The 25,018-nt window shown below is 69.9% G+C and carries 19 protein-coding genes; 10 read left to right on the forward strand and 9 right to left on the reverse strand.

Annotation, left to right across the window (positions count from 1 at the left end):
- Positions 1-152: 152 nt before the first annotated feature.
- The 5 genes from ABV408_RS06465 to ABV408_RS06485 all read left to right on the forward strand — a co-directional run bounded on the left by ABV408_RS06465 (position 153) and on the right by ABV408_RS06485 (position 4,484).
- Positions 153-644 (forward strand): DUF1415 domain-containing protein, encoded by a 492-nt coding sequence (locus ABV408_RS06465; RefSeq protein WP_353981632.1) that lies wholly within the window; start codon positions 153-155, stop codon positions 642-644.
- Between the two features lie 158 nt (positions 645-802).
- Positions 803-1,306 (forward strand): thiol peroxidase, encoded by a 504-nt coding sequence (gene tpx, locus ABV408_RS06470; RefSeq protein ID WP_035476555.1) that lies wholly within the window; start codon positions 803-805, stop codon positions 1,304-1,306.
- A gap of 122 nt (positions 1,307-1,428) precedes the next feature.
- Positions 1,429-1,860, forward strand: coding sequence for an OsmC family protein (locus ABV408_RS06475; RefSeq protein ID WP_353981633.1), 432 nt, complete (start codon positions 1,429-1,431; stop codon positions 1,858-1,860).
- A 364-nt stretch (positions 1,861-2,224) separates the two neighbouring features.
- A complete protein-coding gene (locus ABV408_RS06480) occupies positions 2,225-3,532 on the forward strand; it encodes an MFS transporter (protein ID WP_035476561.1) in 1,308 nt (435 codons plus the stop codon).
- A 46-nt stretch (positions 3,533-3,578) separates the two neighbouring features.
- Entirely contained in the window at positions 3,579-4,484 is a 906-nt protein-coding gene (locus ABV408_RS06485; RefSeq protein ID WP_353981634.1) for a cation transporter, read from the forward strand.
- Here the strand turns inward: ABV408_RS06485 and ABV408_RS06490 are convergent.
- The 3 genes from ABV408_RS06490 to ABV408_RS06500 form a co-directional block, all read right to left on the reverse strand.
- The gene (locus ABV408_RS06490) at positions 4,459-5,175 is read right to left on the reverse strand and encodes a type 1 glutamine amidotransferase (RefSeq protein ID WP_353981635.1); all 717 of its coding nucleotides are present in this window, start codon (positions 5,173-5,175) and stop codon (positions 4,459-4,461) included. The two genes, ABV408_RS06485 and ABV408_RS06490, sit on opposite strands and share 26 nt — an antisense overlap.
- Positions 5,175-6,179 carry an amidoligase family protein gene (locus ABV408_RS06495; RefSeq protein ID WP_353981636.1) on the reverse strand — a complete coding sequence of 335 codons (1,005 nt, stop codon included), beginning with the start codon at positions 6,177-6,179 and terminating at the stop codon, positions 5,175-5,177. Before ABV408_RS06495 ends, ABV408_RS06490 begins: the two co-directional genes overlap by 1 nt.
- Positions 6,180-6,344: 165 nt before the next feature.
- A complete protein-coding gene (locus ABV408_RS06500) occupies positions 6,345-7,187 on the reverse strand; it encodes an EamA family transporter (RefSeq protein WP_353981637.1) in 843 nt (280 codons plus the stop codon).
- 175 nt (positions 7,188-7,362) lie between these two features.
- Between ABV408_RS06500 and ABV408_RS06505 the strand changes: the two genes are divergently transcribed.
- Genes ABV408_RS06505 through ABV408_RS06520 form a run of 4 tightly spaced genes read left to right on the forward strand, consistent with a single transcriptional unit; the run spans position 7,363 to position 18,072 of the window.
- A complete protein-coding gene (locus ABV408_RS06505; RefSeq protein WP_353981638.1) occupies positions 7,363-11,208 on the forward strand; it encodes an exodeoxyribonuclease V subunit gamma in 3,846 nt (1,281 codons plus the stop codon).
- A complete protein-coding gene (gene recB, locus ABV408_RS06510; RefSeq protein ID WP_353981639.1) occupies positions 11,205-15,116 on the forward strand; it encodes an exodeoxyribonuclease V subunit beta in 3,912 nt (1,303 codons plus the stop codon). Before ABV408_RS06505 ends, recB begins: the two co-directional genes overlap by 4 nt.
- Positions 15,113-17,203, forward strand: coding sequence for an exodeoxyribonuclease V subunit alpha (gene recD, locus ABV408_RS06515; RefSeq protein ID WP_353981640.1), 2,091 nt, complete (start codon positions 15,113-15,115; stop codon positions 17,201-17,203). The genes recB and recD overlap by 4 nt, the downstream gene beginning before the upstream one ends.
- Positions 17,204-17,256: 53 nt before the next feature.
- On the forward strand, positions 17,257-18,072 hold the full coding sequence (locus tag ABV408_RS06520) for a creatininase family protein (RefSeq protein ID WP_353981642.1): 816 nt from the start codon (positions 17,257-17,259) through the stop codon (positions 18,070-18,072).
- A gap of 67 nt (positions 18,073-18,139) precedes the next feature.
- On the opposite strand, the gene ribA is transcribed toward ABV408_RS06520, so the two are convergent.
- Positions 18,140-19,279 carry a GTP cyclohydrolase II RibA gene (gene ribA / locus ABV408_RS06525; RefSeq protein ID WP_353981643.1) on the reverse strand — a complete coding sequence of 380 codons (1,140 nt, stop codon included), beginning with the start codon at positions 19,277-19,279 and terminating at the stop codon, positions 18,140-18,142.
- Between the two features lie 390 nt (positions 19,280-19,669).
- On the opposite strand from ribA, the gene ABV408_RS06530 reads away from it, so the two are divergent.
- Entirely contained in the window at positions 19,670-20,569 is a 900-nt protein-coding gene (locus ABV408_RS06530; protein WP_353981644.1) for a RibD family protein, read from the forward strand.
- Between the two features lie 41 nt (positions 20,570-20,610).
- Here the strand turns inward: ABV408_RS06530 and ABV408_RS06535 are convergent, their stop codons facing one another.
- The 5 genes from ABV408_RS06535 to ABV408_RS06555 form a co-directional block, all read right to left on the reverse strand.
- Positions 20,611-21,594 carry a lysylphosphatidylglycerol synthase transmembrane domain-containing protein gene (locus ABV408_RS06535; protein WP_353981645.1) on the reverse strand — a complete coding sequence of 328 codons (984 nt, stop codon included), beginning with the start codon at positions 21,592-21,594 and terminating at the stop codon, positions 20,611-20,613.
- On the reverse strand, positions 21,591-22,523 hold the full coding sequence (locus ABV408_RS06540) for a class I SAM-dependent methyltransferase (RefSeq protein WP_353981646.1): 933 nt from the start codon (positions 22,521-22,523) through the stop codon (positions 21,591-21,593). Before ABV408_RS06540 ends, ABV408_RS06535 begins: the two co-directional genes overlap by 4 nt.
- Entirely contained in the window at positions 22,520-23,566 is a 1,047-nt protein-coding gene (locus ABV408_RS06545; protein ID WP_353981647.1) for a glycosyltransferase family 4 protein, read from the reverse strand. The genes ABV408_RS06540 and ABV408_RS06545 overlap by 4 nt, the downstream gene beginning before the upstream one ends.
- Positions 23,563-23,961, reverse strand: coding sequence for a 6-carboxytetrahydropterin synthase (locus tag ABV408_RS06550; RefSeq protein WP_353981648.1), 399 nt, complete (start codon positions 23,959-23,961; stop codon positions 23,563-23,565). Before ABV408_RS06550 ends, ABV408_RS06545 begins: the two co-directional genes overlap by 4 nt.
- 61 nt (positions 23,962-24,022) lie before the next feature.
- The gene (locus ABV408_RS06555; protein WP_353981649.1) at positions 24,023-24,994 is read right to left on the reverse strand and encodes a zinc-binding alcohol dehydrogenase; all 972 of its coding nucleotides are present in this window, start codon (positions 24,992-24,994) and stop codon (positions 24,023-24,025) included.
- Positions 24,995-25,018: the final 24 nt, after the last annotated feature.

Below are 25,018 nucleotides of genomic sequence, written 5' to 3' on the forward strand. Positions count from 1 at the left end.
AGACTCCCTTTTGGTTTAGGCGTTGCTGTTATGCTGGTCGCCACTCGCGGGTTTCGCAAACCCGGCATCGGCCATCGTCTACTGCTTTCAGGAGAACTTCCATCGAACCCTCTTCGCTCCGTCAGACCCGGGCCTGGGTCGAATCCTTCGTCGTGGCCCACGATATCTGTCCCTTTGCCGGGCGCGAGATGCGCCGGGACAGCATTCGCTACGTCCTCGCCGAGGCCAGCGACCTGGAAGGGCTGCTTCACGAGCTGGTGGCCGAGTGCCGGCATCTCGATGCCCACGCCGATATCGCCACCACTCTGCTGATCGCGCCGGCGGGCATGGACGATTTCGACGCCTATCTGGACTGGCTCGAGCTGGCCGAGCGGCTGATGGAGGAGCTGGGCTATGTCGGCATCTATCAGTTGGCCAGCTTCCACCCGGACTATGTGTTCGATGGCGTGGCGGCGGACGATCCCGCCAATGCGACCAACCGCTCTCCCTGGCCGATGCTGCATATTCTGCGTGAGGCCGAGCTCGAACGGGCGATCGCCAACCACGCCGACCCCGAGGGTATCCCCGAGCGCAACATGGCGCGGCTGCGCGAGCCCGGCTCGGCGGCGCTGGCGGCCGGGTTGGCCGCGCGTAGCGTCGAGTGACGCGAGCCCATCGTCTGCGTCCGGTATCCGGGCCGATGGCTGCCAGGCCGTGTCGGGGCTATTCTGGGGCTGATCCGAGCGGAGATGCCGCGCAGCCTGGCATTCCGCCGTCAGATGTTGTCACTGGGCCCCTTCGGGGCTCTCCAAGGAGCGATACCATGCAGACCGTTACCCGTGGCGGTGAACCCGTCGAGGTGAGTGGCCGTTTTCTCGAGAAGGGCGACAAGGCACCGCCGTTCACGCTGACCGATGCCGAGCTCAAGGACGTCCAGCTCGACGACTACGCCGGCAAGCGCAAGGTGCTCAACATCATCCCCAGCATCGACACCAAGACCTGTGCGATGTCGGCGCGCAAGTTCAACGAGCGCGCCAGCCAGCTCGACAATACCGTGGTGCTGGTGGTGTCGGCGGACCTGCCGTTCGCCCAGGTGCGCTTCTGCGGGGCGGAAGGGCTCGACGATGTCAGTACGCTCTCCTGCTTCCGCCATCCCGAATTCCGCCAGCTCTACGGCGTGTCTCTGGACAGCGGCCCCATGGCCGGGCTGTGCGCGCGGGCGGTGGTGGTACTCGACGAAGAGGATCGGGTGATCCACGCTGAGCTGGTCGGCGAGATCAAGCACGAGCCGGACTATGACGCGGCGATCGCTGCGCTCGAGAGTTGAGAATCAAAAAGACCCTAAGTTTGATTAGCCTTCGAGCCGATGGTCTACACTGACTGGCGAGCCATCCCCACGGATGGATGCGGGCGACCGCTGTACGCTTCACACGACCCATGGAGACGATGATGACGATCAAGAAATCCGGTTCCGCCGAGTGGAAGGGCAGCCTCAAGAAAGGCAAGGGTGTGGTATCCACCCAGAGCGGTGCTCTCAACGAGAATCCTTACGGTTTCAACACTCGCTTCGAGGGTCAGCCCGGTACCAATCCGGAAGAGCTGGTGGCTTCCGCCCACGCCAGCTGCTTCTCGATGGCGCTGTCGATGATGCTGGGCGAAGAGGGTATCGAGCCTGAAAGCATCAAGACCGAAGCCACCGTGATCATGGAGCAGAACGACAGCGGCTTCACCATCACAGCGGTCGAGTTGAAGACCGTGGCCAAGATCCCCGGTGCCGATCAGGCGACCTTCGACAGCGCTGCGCAGAAGGCCAAGGAGGGCTGCCCGATCTCCAAGCTGCTCAACGCCAAGATCTCGCTGGACGCCAAGCTCGAGAGCTGAAGCGCCTCGCGCTGAACACAGCGAGCCGGCCTTCGGGGCCGGCTCGCTGCTTTCCGCACCCGGTCAGGTGCCGTGCGCTGGGCCATGACGGCGTGTGTCGACTCTGTTAACGTGCTTACCTCCGCGTCTGCCGCCCGGCATGCTGCGCCGGCCTCCGGGGCGCGGGAGGGAACAGGACACACGTGATTCAGGAAACGCTGAATAAATCGCCGAACGAGATGAAGAGCAAGGCGCCCGGAACACAGAAAGCGAGACATAACATGGGGTTAGGAGAGCTTTCGAGTACCGCGCAACGCAGCCATTCGCTCGTGCAGGCATTTATGCAGTGGTTCCTTCAGATGCCCCACGACACAAGACAATAGCCATGGCCACTCTTCCTCAGTACGACGCGGCGCCGTCGCGCCCCCTGTCTCGCGGAGACATCAAGGTTCTGTCGCTGTCCGCCCTCGGCGGCGCGCTGGAGTTCTACGACTTCATCATCTTCGTCTACTTCGCCACGGTCATCGGGGCGCTGTTCTTCCCGCCGGAGATGCCGGAGTGGCTGCGCATGGTGCAGACCTACGGCATCTTCGCTGCCGGCTATCTGGCGCGGCCGCTGGGCGGCATCATCATGGCGCACTTCGGCGACCTGCTGGGGCGCAAGCGGATGTTCACGCTGTCGATCTTTCTGATGTCGGTGCCCACGCTGCTGATCGGCTGCCTGCCCACCTATGCGACGATCGGCTACGCCGCGCCGCTGCTGCTGGTATTGATGCGCATCCTGCAGGGCGCGGCGGTGGGCGGCGAGGTGCCGGGGGCGTGGGTCTTCGTCACCGAGCACGTCTCGCGCAAGGACGTCGGTCTGGCCTGCGGTACCCTGGCCTCGGGGCTGGTCGCCGGCATCCTGATCGGCTCGATCATCTCGGCCTTCTTCAAGTCCTACTACAGCGCCGAGGAGATGAGCGCCTACGGCTGGCGAGTGCCGTTTCTGATCGGTGGGGTGTTCGGTTTCCTCGCGGTCTATCTGCGCCGCTACCTAGAAGAGACCCCGGTGTTCGCCGAGATGCGCGCCAAGAAAGCGCTCTCTGATGGGCTGCCGGTGAAGCGCGTGCTCGCCAGCCACCTCGACAGCGTGGTGCTGTCGATGGGCGTGACCTGGATCCTCACCGGTGCAGTGGTGGTGGTCCTGCTGCTCACCCCGAGCATGCTCAAGAGCCTCTACGCCATCGATGCGTCCTATGCCAACGTCTGGGCCATCGTCTGCACCGTGTTCGGCAGCATCGCCGCCGGCTGGTGCGCCGACCGTCTGGGCAGCGGGGTGACCCTGATCCTGTGGAGCCTGCTGCTGGGCGTCGCCTACTGGGTGATGATGCACAGCGTACCGCAGGACCCGAGCCAGCTGCTGTGGAGCTACTGCCTGGCTGGCTTCGGCGTGGGGATCGTCGGTGTGGTCCCGACCATCGCGGTGAAGTCGTTCCCGGCGGCGGTGCGCTTCTCGGGGCTGTCGTTCTCCTACAACGTCGCCTACGCCATCTTCGGCGGCTTCACCCCGGTGGTGGTCTCGACCCTGATGATCTCGCACCCGGCGGCGCCGGCCTACTATATCGCCGCGCTGGCGCTGCTCGGCGTGCTGATCGGGCTGTTCCTGCTGTGGGCACCAGGTGGCCGCCGGTTGTCGGTGATGCCCTCCTGAGATCTTCGCGCCCCGCTTCCTGGGGCGCGTCAGCCGGAGCAGGGCGATGCCCGCGACCCTGGAACAGCGCATTCTGACCCTCTCCATCGCCGCCACCCTGGTGGTCTCGGCCCTGGGCGTGACGCTGGGCCTGATCTCGGGGTCGGAGGCGATCCTGTTCGACGGCGTCTTCTCGTCGATCGATGCGGCGATGTCGATGCTGGCGCTGACGGTGACGCGGCTGGTGATGCGCGAGTCGACCCAGCGCTTCCAGCTCGGCTACTGGCATCTGGAGCCGATGGCCGCGGCGTTCAACGGCGCGGTGCTGGTGCTGCTGTGCTTCTACGCCTTTCTCAACGCTCTCGGCACCTGGCTCCAGGGCGGCAGCGAGCCGCAGCTGGGGCTGGCGCTGGGCTACGCCGTGGCGGTGAGCCTGATCTGCTTCACGCTGTTCTTCTATGAGCGCCGGCTCAACCGCCGCGCGCGCTCGGAGTTCGTGCGGATCGATCTGCAGAACTGGCTGATGGCGGGTCTCATCACCAGTGCGCTGCTGCTCGCCTTTCTGCTCGCCTGGGCAATGGAGGGCACGCGCTATGCCGGCTGGATCCCCTACGTCGACGCCACCCTGGTGATGCTGTTGACCCTGGTGTTCGTGCCGATCCCGCTGCGGATCGTCTATCGCGCCATGCGCGAGGTACTGATGGTGGCGCCGTCGCAGCTCGACAGCGAGGTGCGCGCGGCGATGGCGCCGGTGATGCGTCGTGAGGGGCTGCTGGCGTTCGACAGCTACGTGGCCAAGAGCGGGCGCGTGCACACCATCGAGGTGCATATCCTGACCACCCCCGAGTTCGCCCGCGATGGCGGCATCGCCTTGTGCGACGAGATTCGTGCCGAGATCGCCGCCGGGCTCAGCGTGCCCGCCGAGCAGCGCTGGTTCACCGTCGCCTTCACCGCCGAGCAGCGCTGGCTGTAGCGTTTTCCCGCGTGCTCCCCGCCGCCTGCACCAGGGCGCGGATCAGGCGCTGCTGAGAGCGACTGAAGAGCATCAGCTCCGGGTGCCACTGGACCCCGATCAGGAAGGCGTGATGCTCGCTCTCGATCGCCTGGACCAGCTCGTTGCGATCCCGCGCCACCACCTTGAGCCCTTCGCCGGGGCGATCCACCGCCTGGTGGTGGAGGCTGTTCACCTGGCAGTAGCGGCGGTTGAGGATCTCGGCCAGACGGCTGTAGGGGGCGATCTCCACGCGCTTGCGCGGCAGTACCGTGCGTCGATTGCGGATATGCCGGTAGGTGGACTGGATATCGCCGATCAGGCTGCCGCCGAGATGGATATTGATCATCTGTGCACCGCGGCAGATGCCCAGAATCGGCAGCCCGCGTGGCAGGCAGCTGGCGAGCAGGTCGAGTTCCAGCTCGTCGCGGGCGGGGTCGATGCGCACGTCGAGCTGCATCTCGCCGCCGTAGCGATGGGCGCCGATATCGTCACCGCCGCCGATGATCAGGCCATCCAGCTCGCGCCGCAGCGGGCGCGCCGGCGACACCCGCAGCGGCAGCCCGCCGGCGCGCCATACCGAAACCCAGTCGCACCACCACGCCATGCGGCTCTTGTGGTCCGAGGTGGTGATGCCGATCAGCGGCCGCCGGGTGGGTTTCTCGCTCGCCATCAGGAGCGCATCCAGCGCTGCAGCGAATCGAGCCAGCGGCTCAGGGTGGGCTGCGCCAGGTGCTCGCGGTAGGCCGTGCAGCGCTCGGCCAGGAGCACCGGGTCGGCGGCCAGGCGCTCGACCTCGACCCAGCGGTTCCACTCCAGGCTGGCGCCCCAGTCAGGATCGGAGAGCGAGGCGTTGGGCAGCCGGTAGTGATAGGTCGGGCGCGGCTTGACCAGACCCTCCTGCAGCAGCGGGCTGGGGTGGTCCGGGGCCAACCAGGCGAACAGCGGCAGCATGTCGAGCTCACGGTTGCGGGTGGGGTTGGCCGCCAGGTAGTCGTCGATCAGCTGCGCCAGCGTCGGCTGGTAGTCGGGGTCGAGCACCTGGCTTGCGTAGGTCTCGGAGAAGGGCCGGGTGTGCGGCAGCATGTCTCGGGTGAGGTCGACCTCGATCTGATCGCGCAGCCACTCGGCCAGGATCAGATAGGCGCGCAGATGGGCGAGCACGCTCTCTACCTCGGGCGCCGGAATCTCCGGATTGAGATGCAGGCCGAAGGCGTAGATCAGACTGGCATCGGTGCCCTCGGCGCCGTGGCTGCGCAGGGCGTCGAACAGCGCGTCGAGCTCGGCCAGGGCGTGCCATGGCAGCGGCGGGCAGACGATCTCGGTGGGCACCAGCCCGGCGACCATGTCGCCCAGCCATTCGCGGGTGCGCGAGTGCAGGCTGACCCGCAGGTGCTCGCCGATCCCCGGCGGCTGGCCATTGTGCGAGCGGGCGCGTGCCAGCAGGGTGGCATCCGGATGCACGTACTGGCTGTCGAGCTCGATATTGAAGGTGCCCCAGGGCGTGTCGGCGACCCGCAGGCGATGGGCGCTGTCATGCTTGAGCGTGCCGCCGAAGGTCGCCTCGACCAGGCGCGCGGCGGCCAGCGGGGCGATGCCGGCGAACTCGATCTCCACCCCGACACGGCGGGCATGGCCATCGCGGTTATCGGGTTGCGGGGGCGTTGTCAGGGGCACATCGGACTCCTTGCCGGTACGCGGTGGCGCGGCCACGGGTGGGTCGTCGTGGCGATGATTCGACGGCATCAGAGCAGCTCGGTCACCCAGAGCCTAGCAGGCCTGCGGCGGGATGACAGGTACCCGAGTGCGATCCGCCGACAGGCGGGATGGCGCATCGCGTCTTCAGCCCCAGTGGCTGAGCACCACGCCACCCAGGATCAGCCCGCCGGCCACCAGCCGTTCGCGCCGCAGTGGCTCCTTGAGCCAGACCACGCCGATGGCGATGGCAAACAGCACGCTGGTCTCGCGCAGCGCCGCGACCAGGGCGATGGGCGCCTGGGTCATGGCCCAGATGGTGATGCCGTAGGCGCTCAGCGAGAGCGCACCGCCGATCAGCCCGACCCGCCAGTGCCCGATCAGGGTCGGCAGCACGCCCGGCCCGCGCATCAGCACCAGCGCCAGCAGCATGCCCAGGCCATCGAGCAGGAACAGCCACACTACGTAGCTGGCGGCGCTGCCGTTGACCCGCGCGCCACTGCCGTCGGTGAGCGTGTAGCCGGCGATGAACACCGAGGTGATCAGGGCATTGGCCAGGGCCGTGTGGGACAGGCGGTGCTGGGCATCACCACGCAGCGCCATGCTGAAGATGCCGAGGACCAGCAGGGCGATGCCGGCGTAGCCGAAGGCGGTGGGCGAGTCGCTGAGGGCGAAGACCCCGACCACGGTGACCAGCAGCGGCGCGCAGCCGCGGGCGATCGGGTAGACCTGGCCCAGGTCGCCGCTGCGATAGGCGCGGGCGAGGAACACGTTGTAGCCGATGTGCAGGAACGTGGACGCGATCAGCCACGGCCAGGCGGCGGCGCTGGGCAGTGGCACGAAGGCGACGCAGGCCAGCGAGATCAGCGCGCAGGCGACCTGGATCAGTGACAGGCTGAGCAGGCGGTCGAGACCCACCTTGACCAGGGCGTTCCAACTGGCGTGCATCAGGGCGCCGGCGAGCACGGCGAGGAGGATGGGTGTGGTCACGACGTGTCCTGGTGTCGGCTGCTCGGCTAACGCGTGCGGATGCCGACGCTGTCATAGGGTTGTCATAGTCTGCCCCAGCGCGGTCGCGGCGTCGATCCCGTGTGCTGGGCGCGCCGTGCCGGGGTAGGATAGGCAGCCTATCGGTTCGGCCGAGTCTCTGTTCTTTGGAGCGTGAATGTTCAGTGTCCTGCACGCCAACCACCTCGAGGATCTGCGCGACCTGTCGCTGGCGCTGATGCAGCGTCAGCGGCTGCCTCCCCTCACCCCCGAGACCTTTCTGGTGCAGTCCAATGGCATGGCGCAGTGGTTGCGGCTATCGCTGGCGGAGGCCGATGGCGTGGCGGCCTCGGTGGACTTCCCGCTGCCGTCGAGCTTCGTCTGGCGCGCCTACCGCGCGGTGCTGGAGCGCGAAGGCGCGCCGATTCCGCAGCACTCGCCGTTCGACAAGCGGCCGCTGGCGTGGCGCATTCTGCGTCTGCTGGAATCCCGGATCGAGGCGGAGCCGGAGGTGTTCGCGCCGCTGGCGCACTATCTTTCCGCTGACGCGGGGTCCGCCGCAGGCGCGCTATCCGCTGATTCGGGGTCCGCCGCAGGCGCGCTATCCTCCGGCGCGGAGGTGGGTGAGGGCGCTGGGTCGGTGGACACCGGGGAGGAGCCGGTATCGGACGTGGCCGCCGGCCCGGATGCCGCCGCCGAGCAGGCCGAGCGCAAGCGCTGGCAGCTCGCGGTGCGCCTGGCCGATCTGTTCGACCAGTATCTCAACTATCGGCCCGACTGGCTGGCGGCGTGGGAGCGGGGCGAGACGGCGCCCGCGGATCTGCCCGCCGACCAGCGCTGGCAGCCGGCGCTGTGGCGGGCGCTGCTTGAGGATGCCGACCCGGCCGAGCGCGAGTTCCATCGCGCGCGGCTGCACGGGCGTTTCGTGCGCGCCGCGCGGGCCCTCGACACCTGCCCACCGGGGCTACCGCCCAGGCTGTTCGTGTTCGGTATCTCGGCGCTGCCGGCGCAACTGCTGGAGGCGCTGCACGCGCTCTCCGGGGTGATCGATGTCTTTCTGATGATCACCAACCCGTGCCGCCACTACTGGGGCGATATCGTCTCCGATCGCGAGGCGATCAAACGCGCCGGGCGGCTCTCCGCTGACGCCCAGGTGCGCCAGCAGGGGCGACATCCGGAGGCGCCGTGGCTCGCCGAGCTCGACGAGGAGGCGCTGCATCTGCAGGCCAACCCGCTGCTCGCGGCCTGGGGCGCCCAGGGCCGGGACTTCATCGTCGGGCTCTACGAATTCGAGAGCCAGGATGGCGGCTTCGACGTCGAGACCGATCTGTTCCAGGACCCGGCCACGGATGACGACCCCTCGCTGCTCGCGCAGATCCAGCAGGACGTGCTCGATCTGCGCCACCCCGGAGAGCTGGCGCGGGAGCGGGGCCACAAGCGCACGCTCGCCGCCGCCGACGCCTCGCTGTCGCTCTACCGCGTGCACTCGCCGCTGCGCGAGGTCGAGGTGCTCCACGACCGCCTGCTCGCCGCGTTCGACGAGGCGAGTGCTGCCGGCGCACCGCTGCGCCCGCGTGACATTCTGGTGATGGTGCCGGAGATCGACAGCTACGCGCCCTACATCGAGGCGGTGTTCGGCCAGTACGCGGCGGACGATCCACGCCATGTGCCGTTCACCATCGCCGATCAGGTGGCCAGCGAGACCCATCCGCTGATGGTGCTGGTGTTGGCGCTGCTGGAGCTGCCGGAGCGGCGGCTCGGGGTGAGCGAGCTGCTCGATGCCCTCGACGTGCCGGCGCTGCGGGCGCGCTTCGGCATCGACGAGGGCGAGCTGCCGCGGCTGCGCCAGTGGCTGGCGGAGAGCGGCGTGCGCTGGGGGCTTTCCGCCAGTCATCGCCGCGCGCTGGGCTTTCCGGCGCTGCACGAGAACAGCTGGGCGTTCGGCCTCGAGCGCATGCTGCTGGGCTATTCAACCGGCCCGCTACCGCCAGAGTCGACCGGCCCGCTGCCCCCGGAGTCGACCGGCCCGCTGCCGCCGGAGTCGACCGGCCCGCTGCCGCCGCAAGCCAGCGGGACTAGCGCGAGGGAATCCGCGGCGTGGCAGTTCGACGCCATCGTGCCTTTCGATGAGGTCGGCGGGCTGGAGGCGGATCTCGCCGGGCGTCTGGCGGAGCTGGTGGCGGCGCTGGAGGAGCAGCGCGCCGCACTCTGCGCGCCGGGCACGCCGGCCGAGTGGCGGGTGCGCCTGGGGGCGCTGCTGGCGCGGATGTTCCAGCCCGCCGGGCTCGACGAGCACGACGTGCTGGCGCGGGTCGATCAGGCCCTGGGCCGCTGGCAGGCGAGCTGCGAGCTGGCGGCCTTCACCCAGCCGATCGGGCTCGGCGTGGTACGCGACGCGCTCAAGGCGGAGCTCGACGAGGGTGGCCTGGCCCAGCGCTTTCTCGCCGGCAAGGTCAACTTCGCCACCCTGATGCCGATGCGCGCCATCCCGTTCCGGCATATCTATCTGCTGGGGATGAGCGACGGCGCCTATCCGCGCACCCGCCAGCCGCAGGATTTCGACCTGATGGCGGGCAGGGCACGCCCCGGCGACCGTTCGCGGCGCGACGACGACCGCTATCTGCTGCTCGAGGCGCTGCTCTCCGCCCGCGACCGGCTGACCCTCTCCTGGGTCGGCTTCGACCAGCGCGACAACACCCCGCGGCCGCCCTCGGTGCTGATCGGCGAGCTGCTCGACATGCTCGGGCAGGGCTGGCAGCCGGCCGCGGTGGGGACCACTGACGCAGCTGAGGGCGACGACCCCGAGCGGCGCCTGGCCGAGCGCCTGATCGAGACCCATCCGCTGCAGCCGTTCTCACGGCGCTACTTCCTGGCCGACGACCCGCGCTTCACCTATGACGCCAGCTGGGCGCCGCTGCATGGGGCCGAGCCAGCGGCGGGGAAAGCCGAGGCCGGGGCACACCCGCGCACCGCCGATGACGCCACCGCGCCTGCACCGGAAATCCCCCAGCCGCCAGCAGAGGCGCTCGGGCTGAACGATCTGCAGCGCCTGCTGCGACGCCCGTGGAGCGTCTATCTCGGCCGGCTCGGCGTGCGCTTCCAGCGTGCCGAGGTGCCCGACGAGGATAGCGAGCCGTTCACCCTGGACGCGCTCGAGGACCACACCCTGAAGCGCGAGCTGCTCGATGCCGGCCGCCGCGGCGAACCCCTGGTGCAGGTGGCCGAGCGCCTACGTCTCGCCGGGCGGCTGCCGGCGGCGGGGTTCGGCCAGGCGCTGATCGAACCGCCGCTCAAGCGCTTGAGCGCGCAGCTGGCGAGCTGGCGCGGGCTGACCGCGACGCTCACCGCCGCTGAGCCGACGCTTGTGCACTTCGCCGCACCAGCGGCGGGCACGACACCTGCACTGGCGCTGGAGGCGCGCCTGGATGAGCTCTACCTGGGCGACGAGGGGGCCGAGTTGGTTACCCTGGAGACCAGCCACTTCGGCCACTTCCGCCCCGAGGGCGAGGGGCCGTGGAAGAAACTGGGCAAGCCGCACCGGCTCCACGCCGGCTATCTGCGCTGGCTGCTGGCCAATGCCGCGGGCGAGCACGCCACCGCCTGGAGCGCGCTGTTCGAGGATCGGGTGCTGCGCTTTCCGCCGCTGGAGCGGGCGCTGGCGCGCGAGACACTGGCCGCCTGGCTGGCGTGCTGGTGGCGCGCCTGGTGCGCGCCGCTGCCCGCCGCCGGCGAACTGGCCAGGACCCTATGGGGCCAGTGCGGTAGTGACACCCTGGCGGCGCTGGCCGCCGGCGAGCCGTTGGCACCGGCGCTGCGCGATACCCTGGCGGGCGAGTTCGAGGCCGGCAACTTCCAGGTCGAGGCGCTGATCCGGCGCGAACAAGCGCTGGGGCAGCTGTGGTCCGACTTCGACAGCTTTGCCGCCGCCGGCGGGGTGGGCGAGAGCGTGCGCCACTATCAGCCGCTGCTCGACGCCATGCGGCGCGCGACGCAGCGCATTCACGTCACCGGAGAGCGTTCATGAGCGAGCGCGTCGTCGCCCTCGAACTCGACACCCTGCCGCTGACCGGGCGCCACCTGATCGAGGCCAGCGCCGGCACCGGCAAGACCTTCACCCTGGCCGCGCTCTATGTACGCCTGGTGCTCGGGCCGCTACCGGGGCGCGAGACGCTGGACTTTCCGCGTCCGCTGACCCCGCCGGAGATTCTGGTGGTGACCTTCACCGAAGCGGCCACGGCGGAGCTGCGCGAGCGGATCCGGGCGCGGCTCAAGCAGGCCCGCGAGTGGCTGCTGGCGAGCCCGGATGCGCGCCGTGACCGGGTGCTGGCGACCCTGTTGTCGCCCCTGGTGGCGGCGGGTGAGACGGCCTGTCGCAGCGGCGCGCGGCGCCTCGATCAGGCCGCGCGGCTGATGGACGAGGCGGCGATCTTCACCATCCACGGCTTCTGCCAGCGCATGCTCACCCGCCACGCCTTCGATGCCGGCGCACGCTTCTCCGCTGAGCTTTTGCAGGAGGGGCGCACGCTGCTGACGCAGGTGGTCGAGGACTACTGGCGGCGCGAATTCTACCCGCTCGATGCACGCTGGCAGCGTCAGATCCGCGCCCACTGGAGCGGCCCGGAGGCACTGGCCGCGGCGCTGGCGCCACTGCTCAAGGATGGCCAGCCGCAGCCGCTTTGGGTCGGCGGCGAGGCAGTCACCGCGCCGCCCTCGCTCGAGACCCTGTTCGCCGGCGCCGAACGCACGCTCGGCGCGCGCGAGACGATCGAAGCGGAGGTGGCCGCCAGCTGGGACGAGACGGCAATCCGCGAGACGCTCGCACAGGCGTTCGAGACGGGGGCGCTCAACAAGCGCAGCTACAAGGCCGAGGAGCTGGAGACACGCCTGGCGGCCTACGCCGCCTGGCTCACCCGCGGCGAGTTCGAGGCGGCGGAGGAGATCAGCGACAGCAGCGGGCGCTTCTGGCTGGGCCAGGCCAAGCTCGATGGCGCTACCCGCAAGGGCGCCACGCCGCCGGCGCACCCCTTCTTCGCCGCGCTCGACCGCCTGGCCGAGCAGGGCCGGCCGTTCGATGCGATCGCCGCCCGGGTACTGGTGCATGCCCGCGACCGCGTGGCCCAGGCCTTTGCCCAGGAGAAACGCCGCCAGGGCGTGTGGGAGTTCGCCGATCTGCTCAACGATCTGGATGGGGCACTGACCCCGGCGGCGGGAGCCGGCGACGAGGCCGCCGCCTGGCGCCTGGCGGCGCGCATCCGGCACGAGCTGCCGGTGGCGCTGATCGACGAGTTCCAGGACACCGACCCGGTACAGTACCGCATCTTTTCGCGGCTCTACCGCGCGCCGCAGAGCGACCCGGCGACCACGGCGCTGCTGATGATCGGTGACCCCAAGCAGGCGATCTACGCCTTCCGCGGCGCCGATATCCATACCTACCTGCGCGCCCGGCGGGCCACCCCGAGCCGCTTCACTCTGCTGCGCAACTTCCGCTCCACCGAGGCCATGGTGGCGGCGACCAATGCGCTCTTCGCCGGCCATCCCGAGCCCTTCGGCAGCGCCGAGATCCCTTTCGTGGCGGTGGACGCCAGCGCCAAGTCGACGCGTCTGGTGACCCGCGACGGCGCACCGGTGGCGGCACTCGGCGCCTGGTGGCCGGATAGCGAACGCTACGCCCAGGGCGACTACCAGGCGCGCATGGCGACGGCGACTCGGGCCGAGGTGCAGCGGCTGCTGGAGGGGGCCTGGCGCTTTACCGGCGAGCACGGCGAGCGCAGGCTCCAGCCCGCCGATATCGCGATTCTGGTGCGCAATGGCCCCGAGGCGCTCAAGGTGCGCCGGGCGCTGGCCGAGGGCGGCATTCGCAGCGTCTATCTCAGCGAGCGCTCCAGCGTGTTCGATACCCCGCAGGCGTTCGAGTTGTTGCAGCTGTTCGAAGCGGTGGCGCAGCCGCGTCAGGACACCCGGCTCAAGGCGGCGCTCGCCTCGCGGCTGCTCAACGACAGCCCCACGGCGCTGGAGGCACTGCTCGCCGACGAGCTGGCCTGGGAGCGCGAGGTCGAGCGTTTCGGTGACTATCACCGGCTGTGGCAGCGGCGCGGGGTGCTGCCGATGCTGCGCGCGGTGATGCGCGATTTTCGCATCGCCGAGCGCCTGGCCGCCCGCGCCGACGGCGAGCGCGCGCTGACCGACCTGTTGCATCTGGGCGAGCTGGCCCAGGCCGCACAGCAGCTACTCGATGGCGAGCAGGCGCTGCTGCGCTGGTGGCACCGGGCGCTGCAGGCGGGGGAGACGAGTCTCGACAGCCAGGCCCTGAGCCAGCGCCTGGAGAGCGACGAGGAGCTGGTGCAGGTGATTACCGTGCACAAGTCCAAGGGGTTGGAGTATCCCATCGTGCTGCTGCCGTTCGTCTGCTCCCACCGCCCGGCGGAGCCCGACCGCCAGACCCAGCTGCTGGCGCTGCGCCCGCCCGAGGGTGAGGGCAGCGTGATGGTCGCCGGCGCAGACGAGACGCAGCGGCGCGATGCCGATCTGGCGCGGCTCGACGAGGAGGTGCGGCTGCTCTACGTGGCGCTGACCCGGGCGATCTACGCCTGCCGCCTGGGCGTCGCCCATGTGGGGCGCGGGCGTAGCCGCGGCGGCTGTCTCCACGAGACCGCGCTGGGGCGGCTGCTCGGCAGCCAGGCCGAGGATGACGGCGAGGCACTGCTGGCGCGCCTGCAGGCCGGCCAGCGCGCCGGCTGGCTCGAGCTTTCGGCGCCTCCCGAACCGCCGGCCTGGCGCCTGCGCCAGGCCCAGGCGGCGGGCGCGACCAAGCCGGCGCGGCGTTTCCGGGGGACGATCGACGACGACTGGTGGATCGCCTCCTATACGGCGCTGATCGCCGATGCTCGGCTGGGCGCCGGCGAGGATCTGCCGGCGACGCTGGATGTCGAGGTGAGCCAGGAGCGCGACCCGGTACCGCGGCCGCGGATTCGCACGCTGATCGATTTCCCGCGCGGGCCACGGCCGGGCACCTTTCTGCACGGCCTGCTCGAACGCCTCGACTTCGACCGCCTGGCAACGCCGGGCTACGCCCAGGAGGTGCGCCGCGAGGTAGCGCGCAGCCTGGCCCTGGGCGGCTACGAGGCGGACTGGGCCGAGCTGCTCGGCGACTGGCTCACCCAGCGCCTGTGCCAGCCGCTGCTGCGCGGTGCCGCCGGCGAGGTGCGCCTGACCGCGCTCTCGGCGTGGCGCACCGAACTCGAATTCTGGCTGCCGGCGACGGCGGCCTGGAGCGCGCCCCTCGATCGCCTGGTGAGCCGGCTGGAGCCGCTGCCCGGGCAGCGCCCGCGGCTGGCGCCGCGCAAGCTCAACGGCATGCTCAAGGGCTATATCGATCTGGTGTTCGAGGCCCACGGGCGCTGGTACGTGCTCGACTGGAAATCCAACCATCTCGGCGATGACCCCGCCGACTATATGGGCGAGCGGCTGGCGGCGGCGATGGTCGCCCACCGTTACGATCTGCAGTACGTGCTCTACGTGCTGGCGCTGCATCGGCTGCTCGCGGCGCGCCTGGAGGATTATGACTATGCCCGCCACATGGGCGGGGCCTGCTATGTGTTCCTGCGCGGACTAGCGCCGGCGGCTGTCGATACGGCGCCCGACCCCGCGCCGGGGGCTGTCCGTGAGGTGCCTGCCGATACGGCGCCCGACCCCGCGCCGGGGGCTGTCCATGAGGTGCCTGCCGATACGCCGCCCGACGCCGCGCCAGAAGCTGTCCGTGAGGTGCTTGCCGACCCCGCGCCGGGGGCTTTCAATACGGCGCCCGACGCCGCGCCGGGTGTGTTCTTCCGGCGCCCGTCACAGGCACTGATCGAGGCGCTGGATGCCTGGCTCGATGGCGACGAGGGCCCGGCCAATGCGCTGCTGGCAATGGCCGAGGAGATCGAGACATGACCCAGGATCGCGGCACGACATCGCAGCCGCGCGAGAGTGGCCAGTTCGCGCTCGACCTGGCGGCGCCGGCGCCGATGGTGCTGCAGCGTGAGGGGCTGTTCGCGGCCCTGGCACTGTGGGTCGAGCTGGGCTGGCTGCGTCAGCTCGACCGCCACTTCGCGCGCTTTCTCGCCGCCCACGATGGCGATCACGATAACGATCACACCACCGGCGGCGGCCCGCTGGTGTGGCTGGCGGGAGCGCTGGTGAGCCATCAGGCGGGGCGCGGCCATGTCTGCCTGTCACTAACGCGCACACTGGCGGCGCCGCACTCGGCGCTGTCGCTGCCGCCACTGGATGGCGGCGAGCCACCGGCCACGCCGGTGACGCTGCCGGAGCAGCTACTGGCCGGACTCGATCTCGCCGACTGGTGTGAGCGGCTGGCAGCCTCGCCACTGGTGGCCAGCGCCGAGACCGCCGTCACCAGCGCCACGCCGCTGGTGCTGGAGGGGGAGCGGCTCTATCTGCGCCGCTACTGGCAGGCGGAGCGCGGGGTCGCGGCGCGGCTGCGCCAGCGGTTGGGCGGTACGCTCCCGGTGAGCGACGCCATGGCCGCGCCGCTGGCAGAGCTCTTCGCCGGCAACGCGCGCTCGGCGGCTGATCCAGCGACGCACGGCCCCGACTGGCAGCGGGTCGCCTGCGCGCTGGCGCTGCGCCAGCGGCTGACGATCATCTCCGGCGGCCCGGGCACCGGCAAGACCACCACGGTGACGCGGCTGCTGGCGCTGTTGCAGCAGCAGGCGCTGGACGCCGGGGCGGCGCTGCGGATCCGCCTGGCTGCACCCACCGGCAAGGCCGCCGCGCGGCTGTCGGAGTCGATCGCCGGCGCGGTGGCCAAGCTACCGGTGGCGGAACACGTGCGCGCGGCGATTCCGCAGGAGGCACAGACCCTGCACCGGCTGCTCGGGGCGCGGCCGGACACGCGCCATTTCCGCCACGACGCCGAGACGCCACTGAGTCTCGACCTGCTGGTGGTCGATGAGGCCTCGATGGTCGATCTGGAGATGATGGCCGCGCTGCTGGCGGCGCTGCCGCCCCAGGCGCGGCTGATCCTGCTCGGCGACAAGGATCAGCTCGCCTCGGTGGAGGCGGGCTCGGTGCTCGGCGATCTCTGCGTGGGTGCCGGGGTAGAGCGTGAGGTCGGCTACACCGAGGCGACCCGCGCCTATCTGGCACGGGTCGGTGGCGAGTCGCTGCCGCCGGCGATGGGCGCCAACCCGCTGGCCGATCATGTGGCGATGCTGCGCCGCAGCTTTCGCTTCCACGCCGACAGCGGTATTGGCGCGCTGGCGCGGGCCGCCAATGCCGGCGAGGGTGACGCCTTCCTCGACTGTCTGGGGGCGGGCTATGCCGATATCGAACGTATCGCCAGCGAGGGTGCGGCCTTCGAGCGCCGCGTGGTGGACGGCTACCGGGCGCTGTTCGCGGCCCTCGCCCGCGGTGCGCCCGCCGGCGAGCTGCTGGCGCTGCAGGGCCGTTTCCAGGTGCTGTGCGCCCTGCGCCGGGGGGAGTGGGGCGTCGAGGGGCTCAACGCGCGCATTGCCCAGATTCTGCTTCGCCAGGGGTTCATCGCGCGCACCGACGGCTGGTATGCCGGGCGCCCGGTGATGGTGACCCACAACGACCCTCAGCTGGGGCTCTACAACGGCGACCTGGGGCTGACCCTGGCCGACGCCGAGGGGCGTCTGCGGGTCTGCTTCGTGCAGGGGGATGGCGTGCGCCAGGTGCTGCCCTCGCGCCTGGATGCCGCCGCCACTGCCTTCGCCATGACCGTGCACAAGTCCCAGGGCTCGGAGTTCGAGCATGTGCTGTTCGTGCTGCCGGCGCGGGCCAACCCGATCGTCACCCGCGAGCTGATCTACACTGGCGTCACCCGGGCACGTTCACGTCTGAGCCTGGCGCTGGCGGCGGGGGCCGGGCAGAGCCGCACGCTGCGCGAGGCGATCGCCCGACGCGTGGTGCGCGAGAGCGCGATCGCCGAGCGCCTGTTGTGCGATGCGCCCGCACACGAGAGAGACGAGCGCGCGCTCGAAACGCCGCGGCCCTGAGTCACTGGCCGTGAATCAGCAGCGACTCCCAATCACCCCACAAGGAACCGGGTATGACCGACGTGCAACGCGTTCTCCACTGGCAGGATCTGACCGGCCCGGAGCTGGCCGCGCAGGTCGACGCACGCACGGTGGCGGTACTGCCGCTGGCGGCGATCGAGCAGCATGGCGCGCATCTGCCGCTCTCCACCGATCTGGATATCGGACTGGGCCTGCTGGCAGCCGCCACGTCCGAGCTGGACAACCACGAGCTGCGCAACTCGGGCACGGTGGTGGTGCTGCCGCCGCTGGCGCTGGGGGCGAGTCTCGAACACACCGCCTTCTGCGGCACCCTGAGCCTGATGCCGGAGGCGGCGATCGGCGTGATCGAGGCGCTGGGGGAGGCGGTGAGCCGGGCCGGTATCCGCCGCCTGGTGCTGTTCAACAGCCACGGCGGCAACAAGGCGGTGATCGATCTGGCCGCGCTCAAGCTGCGCGCGGCCCATGCCATGCTGGTGGTCAAGGCCAACTACTTCCGCTTCGCCCCGCCGCCCGAGGCGCTCCCCGCCGCCGAGCTGCGCCACGGCCTCCACGGCGGTGCGCTGGAGACCGCCATGATGCTGCATCTGGCGCCGGAGAAGGTGCGCCGCGAGGCGCTGACCAACGCGATTTCCGAGGCCCAGCGTCAGGCCGATGCTGGCGCACGGCTGGGTCCCGAGGGCGACGCCGGCTACGCCTGGATGGCTCAGGATCTGCACCCGAGCGGGGTTACCGGGGATGCCACGCTGGCCGATGCCGCTACCGGGCGTCGACTGGTGGTGCACTTCGCGACGCGACTGGCAGAGGTGATCGAGGCCGCTGCCGAGTTCGATCTCTCGACGTTGCGCTAGGCTGGCGGGCGAGCGGCGCCGGTGGTCGGCGCCGCTCGCTGCGTGGGGGGAGCGTGAGAAGCGGGGGTTACTTGGTCACCGGGCGCTTGAACGGCGCCACTCGGCTATCGCTCTCCTGGCCCAGCACCTCTTCCAGCCAGTGGCCGGCGCGCTTGGCCTTGGCATCCAGATAGCGCCGGTTCTGCCGCGTCAGTTTGCCGTAGACGCCGCGCCGATTGACCACTTCAATGCCGCCCTGGGCCATGGCGTTGAGCTTCTCCGGGTTGTTGGTGAGCAGCTCGATGCGCTGGATCTTCAGCTGTTCGAGCATCTCCAGGGCGACACCATAGGTGCGCTCGTCCTCACCGAAGCCGAGTACCTGATCGGCATCCACGGTGTCGAGCCCGCCATCCTGCAGGGTGTAGGCGCGCAGCTTGTTGGCCAGGCCGATACCGCGCCCCTCCTGGGCCAGATAGAGCAGCACGCCGCCGCCGCGCTCGTCGATCGCGCGCACGCTCTCGCGCAGCTGCTCGCCGCAGTCGCAGCGCAGGCTGCCGAACAGGTCGCCGGTGAGACAGGCCGAGTGCAGACGCACTGGCACGGCATCGTTCCAGGCCTGCGGGTCACCGATCAGGATGGCGATGTGCTCGCGCATGCCGTCGGCCTCGCGGAACATCACGAAGCGGCTCTCCTCGGCGTGGGAGAGCGGGATCTGCGCTTCGCTGGTGCGCTTGAGAAAGTGCGAGCGGTGCTCGGCGTAGGCCGCGACCTGCTCGGCGGGCAGCGCCAGCACCGAGCCTTCGGCGACCAGCGCTTCGACCTGGGCGCGGCGCTCGGCGGTAACGTCGGCCACCACCGCCGCCGGGATCAGCAGGCCGATACGCATCATCTCCAGCGCCGCCTGAGCGCCGGATGAAGCCGCTCTCGGGCGGCTGTCGGCGGGCAGGCGCTGGTCCTCGGCGCTGGCCCAGGCGATCACCTCCTCGGCGGTGTCGGCGGCGTCGATCGGCAGCAGCGCTGCGGCGTGTTCGGTCTCGACCCCCAGCCGGGCCAGGCGGTGGCGGGTCAGGGCCAGGGTCGGCTGGCTGCCGCTCAGCGCCTGCAGGGCCGCCAGTGCCTCGTCGTCGCAGCCTTCCAGCGGATGGACCATGACATCGCTACCCTCGGCCCGTACCAGTACCGGCAGGCCGCGTCTCAGGTCGAAAATCGCTCGCTCTACCTGTCGCATCTCATATCTCCTTACGCATCTTCCATGATTCAAGCCGGTGTTTGGGAACCGCTGCCTAAATGCCTGCACGAGCGAATGACTACGTTGCGCGGTACTCGAAGGCTCGCCTAACCCCAAGTTATGTCTCGCGTGACGCGTTGCCTTTGGCAACTTGCCCTGACGGGCCGCCCTACGGGCGTTCTCTACGCGCTGCTTCGAGTCTGCGCTCCGTGCGCCTTGTCCTTCATCTCGTTCGACGATTTATTCAACGCTTCCTTTGCTGCTTCACCGCTGGGCGTCGGCTCGCGCGCTTCCGCCAGCGGTAGGGTTTGCTAACCTTGCACGCGTGATCTCCGTGTCGCGCAACGACGCTCGCTGCGTCCTTTCCCTCAGTCTGGCCGAGGAGTACCCATGACCACCAGTTTCGAGAGCGCCACGATGATCGATACGCCGCTCGCCTGGCGTTGGATTCGTGATATCGCCGCGGCGACGCGACGCCAGCGTTTCGACGGCAGGGTCGAGCGAGACGGTCTGCGCCTCGAGGTCGATGCCGAAGGTAGCTGGCACAGCGATGCCGAGGCGAGCAGCGACGCGGCGCAGCTGCTGTCGATCTGGCTGCCCTGGTGCGTCGCCGATCTCAGCCGGGGTCCGCGGCTCATCGCCCAGCTCGGCCAGAGTCTGGATGGGCGCATCGCCACGGTCAGCGGCGCCTCCCACTACGTCACCGGCCCCCTCAGTCTGGTTCATCTTCACCGCACCCGCGCGCTGGTGGATGCGGTGGTGGTCGGTGCCGGCACGGTGGACGCCGATGACCCCCAACTGACGGTGCGCCACGTGGAGGGCGACAATCCGCTGCGGGTGGTCCTCGATCCGCGCGCCCGGGTCTGCGCCACGCGGGGGGTATTCACCCGCGACCCGGCCCCGACCTGGCATCTGGTGGCCGCGGCGCGCGCCGCGCAGGCCACTGCCGAGATGGCCGCCCAGGGCGCTGATCACGTCACGGTCAAGCCGCTGCGTGTCGATGCCGCCGGGGCCGATCCGGCCGAGGTGGTGGCGCTGCTGGCCGAGGGCGGCTGCCGGCGCATTCTGGTCGAGGGCGGCGGTCTGACCATCTCGCGCTTCCTCGACGCTGGCCGGCTCGATCGTCTGCACAGCGTAGTGGCACCGATGATCATCGGCTCCGGCCGCCCGGCGCTGACGCTGCCCGAGATCGAGACGCTGGACCGGGCGCTGCGTCCCGCCTGCCGCCACTTCAGCCTGGGCGAAGACATGCTGTTCGACTTCGACCTGCGCCGTGGTGTGGCGACCTGAGGCAAGCGTCACGGACGCCGACAGACGATGTTCTGCGCCCATCAGCCGATCTCCCTGTCGCTGGCCACGGCGGCCCGCGGCGCGACACTGTCGTGGCGCCGCTCGGCCCAGTGGTCGCGGGCCAGTACCAGGGCGCCGGGCAGACTGCCCAGCAGGATCAGCAGGCCGTAGGTGATCGACAGGGTCACCCCCTCCTGGGCCGGCAGCCCGGCCAGTGGCCAGATCAGCGCCGCGGCACCTTCGCGCAATCCCCAGCCGGCCACGCTCAGCGGGATTGCCATCGCCAGCAGCAGCGGCGGAATCAGCGGCAGCAGCACGTCCAGCGAGCGCGGCAGCTCCAGCGCCCGGGCGGCGCACACGAACACGGACACGTAAGTGGCCACCACCAGCAGGGAACTGAGCAACTGGCGCGGCCAGACATGGGACCCCAGCAGCGCCTGACGCAGATCCTGCCCCAGCCGCGCCAGCGCTCGGCCCAGTCGCCGACGCCAGAGGCTGGCCACCGCGATCAGTGCCAATAGCGCCGTGGCGGCGATGGCCCATCCCCAGCTCAGGCGCGCGCTACCCAGGTTGGCGACGATGGCCTCGCGCAGCGGCGCTGCCGCCGCCAGGGTGACCAGGGCGACCAGCACCAGCGCGATCTGCCCCGAGGCGCGTTCGATCACCACCGCGCGGATCGCCGCGCCGCGCTGGCCGGCATCGGTGTGGCTGCCGTGGCGCCAGGCGCGGGTGGCATCACCCATCACGCCACCGGGCAGGACCTGATTGAGGAAGGTCGCCAGGTAGTACTCGCGCAGAGCGCGGGGCCAGGGCAGGGCGATGCCCACATGGTGCGCGGTGAGACGCCAGCGCCAGGCGGAAATCATGACCTGGGGCAGGCTCAGCGCGATGCCCGCAACGACCCACAGGGGCGACAGCGCGCCGAGCCGTGCCACGATCTCGCCGGTGTTCAACTGCCAGGCGAGCGTGGCCAGCAGCGCCAGGGTGACCCCCAGGCGCAGCAGCGCGGCATGCCGGGATCTCACGCTGGCCGATCCTGAGACGTTTCGAAGGACGTGTCGAACGACATCCCCGGGGGAGAGTCCGGCGGTAGGGCGAGCAGGTCGCGGTGACCCAGGGTCAGCATCAGCCGGCCGGCGTCGAGCGCCGACAGACGCGTCCGGTACCAGTTTTCGATGCGTGTCGCCTGCGCCGGTGCCTGCTCCAGCAGCGCCGTCCGCCAGCCCGCGATCAGTGCGTCGATCAGCGGCCAGGTCTCGCGGCCCAGGCGCCAGGGTGAGGGCGCTTCGCGCAGATGGTAGCCGTGGCGCAGGAACGCCTGCTTGAGATAGGTGGGGGCGAGGGTGCCGAGCGCCTCACCGGCGCCCTTGTCGCGCTGCTGATGGGCGGCGAGAGTGTCGAACACGAAGCGGTCGTCGCCATCTTCCAGGGTCTTGCCGGCGCTGTCCTGGAAGTGAATCTCGCCATCCACGCTGAGCGTGAACAGCACGGCGCAGCCCAGCTCGCGGCAGCGCGCGGCGAGGGCGTCGATCCACTCGGCCGAGACCAGATCGAACAGCGCCGAGGCCGTGACCAGGTCGGCGCCTGTCAGTGCCTCATCCAGCGCCTGTGCCAGCGTGGCCTCGTGCACTGTTAGTTGAATTGGCTCACCCGCGGCGCTGGCGAGCGTGTCGCAGCGGCTTCGTGCGTGCTCCAGCAGACTGGGGTCATGGTCGACCAGCCGCCAGCGTTGGGGCGTATGCAGGCGCGGCGCCAGATAGCGCAGGTTAGAGCCACTGCCGCAGCCGAGATCGACCAGTGTCGCCGCGGTGGAGGCGCTGGCGCGCTGCGCCAGCCAGTGGTCGGCGGCGTGGGTCAGCTGGGCGTCGCGGGCGCGGTGGTCGACCGGTTCGCGCAGCGTCAGCCAGGTATCGCTGAAGTGGGCATCGGCGGCGAGTGGTGATGATGTGTTCATTCGGTCTCCCGTGTCAGTGCGGCGGCGAAGGCGCGCGCGGCATTGTCCCAGTCTCCCAGGGTGTCACGCAGCGCCCGCGCCCCGTCGCGGCAGCGCCGATAGTGCTCGGGCTCGCCCAGCAGCGTGGCCAGGGCGTCACCCAGTGCGGCGCTGTCTCCCGGCGGTACCTTGATGCCGGCTTGCTCGGGCAGGGTTTGGGCCAGCGCCCCGCCGGTGGTGGTGACCACCGGCAGGCCGTGGGCCAGCGCCTCGGTGATGACCATGCCGTAGCCTTCGTAGTGCGAGGGCAGCACGAACAGGGTCGCGTTGCGGTAGTGCTCGCTCAGCGCCGCACTGGGCTGGGCGCCAAGCAGGCGGATACGCCCCTGCAGGCCATGGCGGGCGATCGCCGCCTGCACCTGGGCGGCGTAGTCCGGAGCGCGGTCGAGGTCGCCGATCAGATCGCACTGCCAGGGTAGGTGAGTGAGTCCGGCGAGGGCCTCGACCAGCACGCCCTGGCCCTTGCGGGGGGTCAGCGTGGCGACGCACAGCAGTCGCGGCGGATCGAGATCGCCGTGGGCCAGCTCGCCGCGGATCACCCCGGGCTCGATCACGGCGATCTTGCTGGCGGGGACATCGAAATCGGCGAGCCGCCGCGCGGTGTAGACGCTGGTCACGATCACCCGCTCCACCGCGGCCAGACCGCGGGTCTCGCTGATGCGAAAGCGCGCGCGCTCGGGCTCGCCGAGGCCGGTCTCGTCACACAGCGGATGATGGAGCAGGGCGGTGATCGACAGGCGCGCGGCGTGACGCTCGACGATGGCCGGCAGCCCGCCCATGGCGAGACCGTCGATCACCACCCTACTACCGTCGACCAGCGCGGTCAGGGCGCTATCCAGGGCATGCGAAGCGACCGCATCGGGCTCCGGGAAGCGCCCTTCCAGGCCGACCACGCTGACCGCCCAGCCCTGGTGGCGCAGCGCTTCGACGATACGCGCGTCATACAAGTAGCCGCCGGTGAGCTGCTGCGGGTCACCGGCGACGATCAGCGTGAGATCACTCATAGGCCGCCTTCGTAGCTGGCCCAGGCGATGTGCGATTCGTGCAGGGTGACCGCGAGTGCGGTGAGATGCCGGCCGCCTTCACCCAGCTCGCCTTCGCGGATGGCGGTGGCCAGGCGGTCGAAGACCACCTTGGCCATGAATTCGGTGGTGGTGTTGCGGCCCTTGAACTCGTCGACGTCATCGAGGTTGGTGAGGGTGAACTCGGCCAGAATCCGCTTCAAGGTGTCACTGGCGAGCCCGATGTCGACCACCAGATCGTCGTGATCCAGCTCCGGGCGCTTGAAGGTGACGTCGACCACATAGGTGGCGCCGTGCAGCTTCTGCGCCGGGCCGAAGGTCTCGCTGTTGAAGCTGTGGGCGATCATCATGTGATCGCGGACGGTCAGGCTGAACATTCCTTGTCTCCTCGTGCCGGCTCGGCGGCGTGGTAGCGGTGTGGCAAGAATCGTGCCGGGTTCAGGCGTAGCGGATGCGCTCGCACAGGGTATCGTCGTCGCTGCGGCTGAGCCTAGCCAGGGTCTGCGGCAGATCGCGGAAGTGGCTCTCGCCGCTGATCAGCACGTCCAGACACTCATCCTTGAGCAGCGATAGCGCCAGCGACAGCCGGCGCTTGTGATCCCAGCGCGCGCGGTGGCTGGGCGAGACGCTGCCGACCTGGCTCGAGCGCAGCGTCAAACGCCGCGCGTGGAAGGCCTCGCCCAGCGGTAGATTGACCCCGCGGCTGCCGTACCAGCTGAGTTCGACCACGCTCGCCTCGAAGCCGGCGATCGCCAGTGCGGTCTGCAGCCCGGCGTCCGAGGCGCTGGCGTGAATCACCAGATCGCGCTCGTCGGCGGCGTCTTCCGGGGTGACGAACTCGACCCCCAGCGCGCTGCCCAGAAAGCGCTTGCGCTCGTCGATGTCGATCAACTGCACCTGGGCCCCGGGGAGCTTGGCGCAGAGCCAGGCGACCAGGGCGCCGACCACGCCGGCGCCGACCACGCTGATACGGTCGCCTGCGGCGGGCGCGGCATCCCACATGGCGTTGAGCGCGGTCTCCATGTTGGCACCGAGCACGGCGCGCTGCGGCGGCACGTCTTCGGGTAGACGTACCACGTCACTGGCGGCGATCCGATAGTGGGTCTGATGCGGATAGAGGCAGTAGACGTGACGCCCATGCCAGTCGTGGGCGCCCTGTTCGACCACGCCGACATTGGAGTAGCCGTACTTCACCGGGCCGGGAAAGTCGCCGCTCTGGAAAGGCGCACGCATGCGCGCGTACTCGCTGGGCGGCACCTGACCGTTGAAGACGAGGGTTTCGCTACCGCGGCTGATCGCGCTGTAGCAGGTTCGCACCATCAACTCGCCAGCGTCGCTGAGGTCAGCCTGGCTGATCTCGCCGCTGCCGTCGCCAAGCGACCAGAAGGCGTGTGCGTAGGGGATTGTCATAAAACGTCTCTCTCTAGCCGACCT

This window comes from Salinicola endophyticus, from assembly GCF_040536835.1.
Classification (GTDB): domain Bacteria; phylum Pseudomonadota; class Gammaproteobacteria; order Pseudomonadales; family Halomonadaceae; genus Salinicola; species Salinicola endophyticus_A.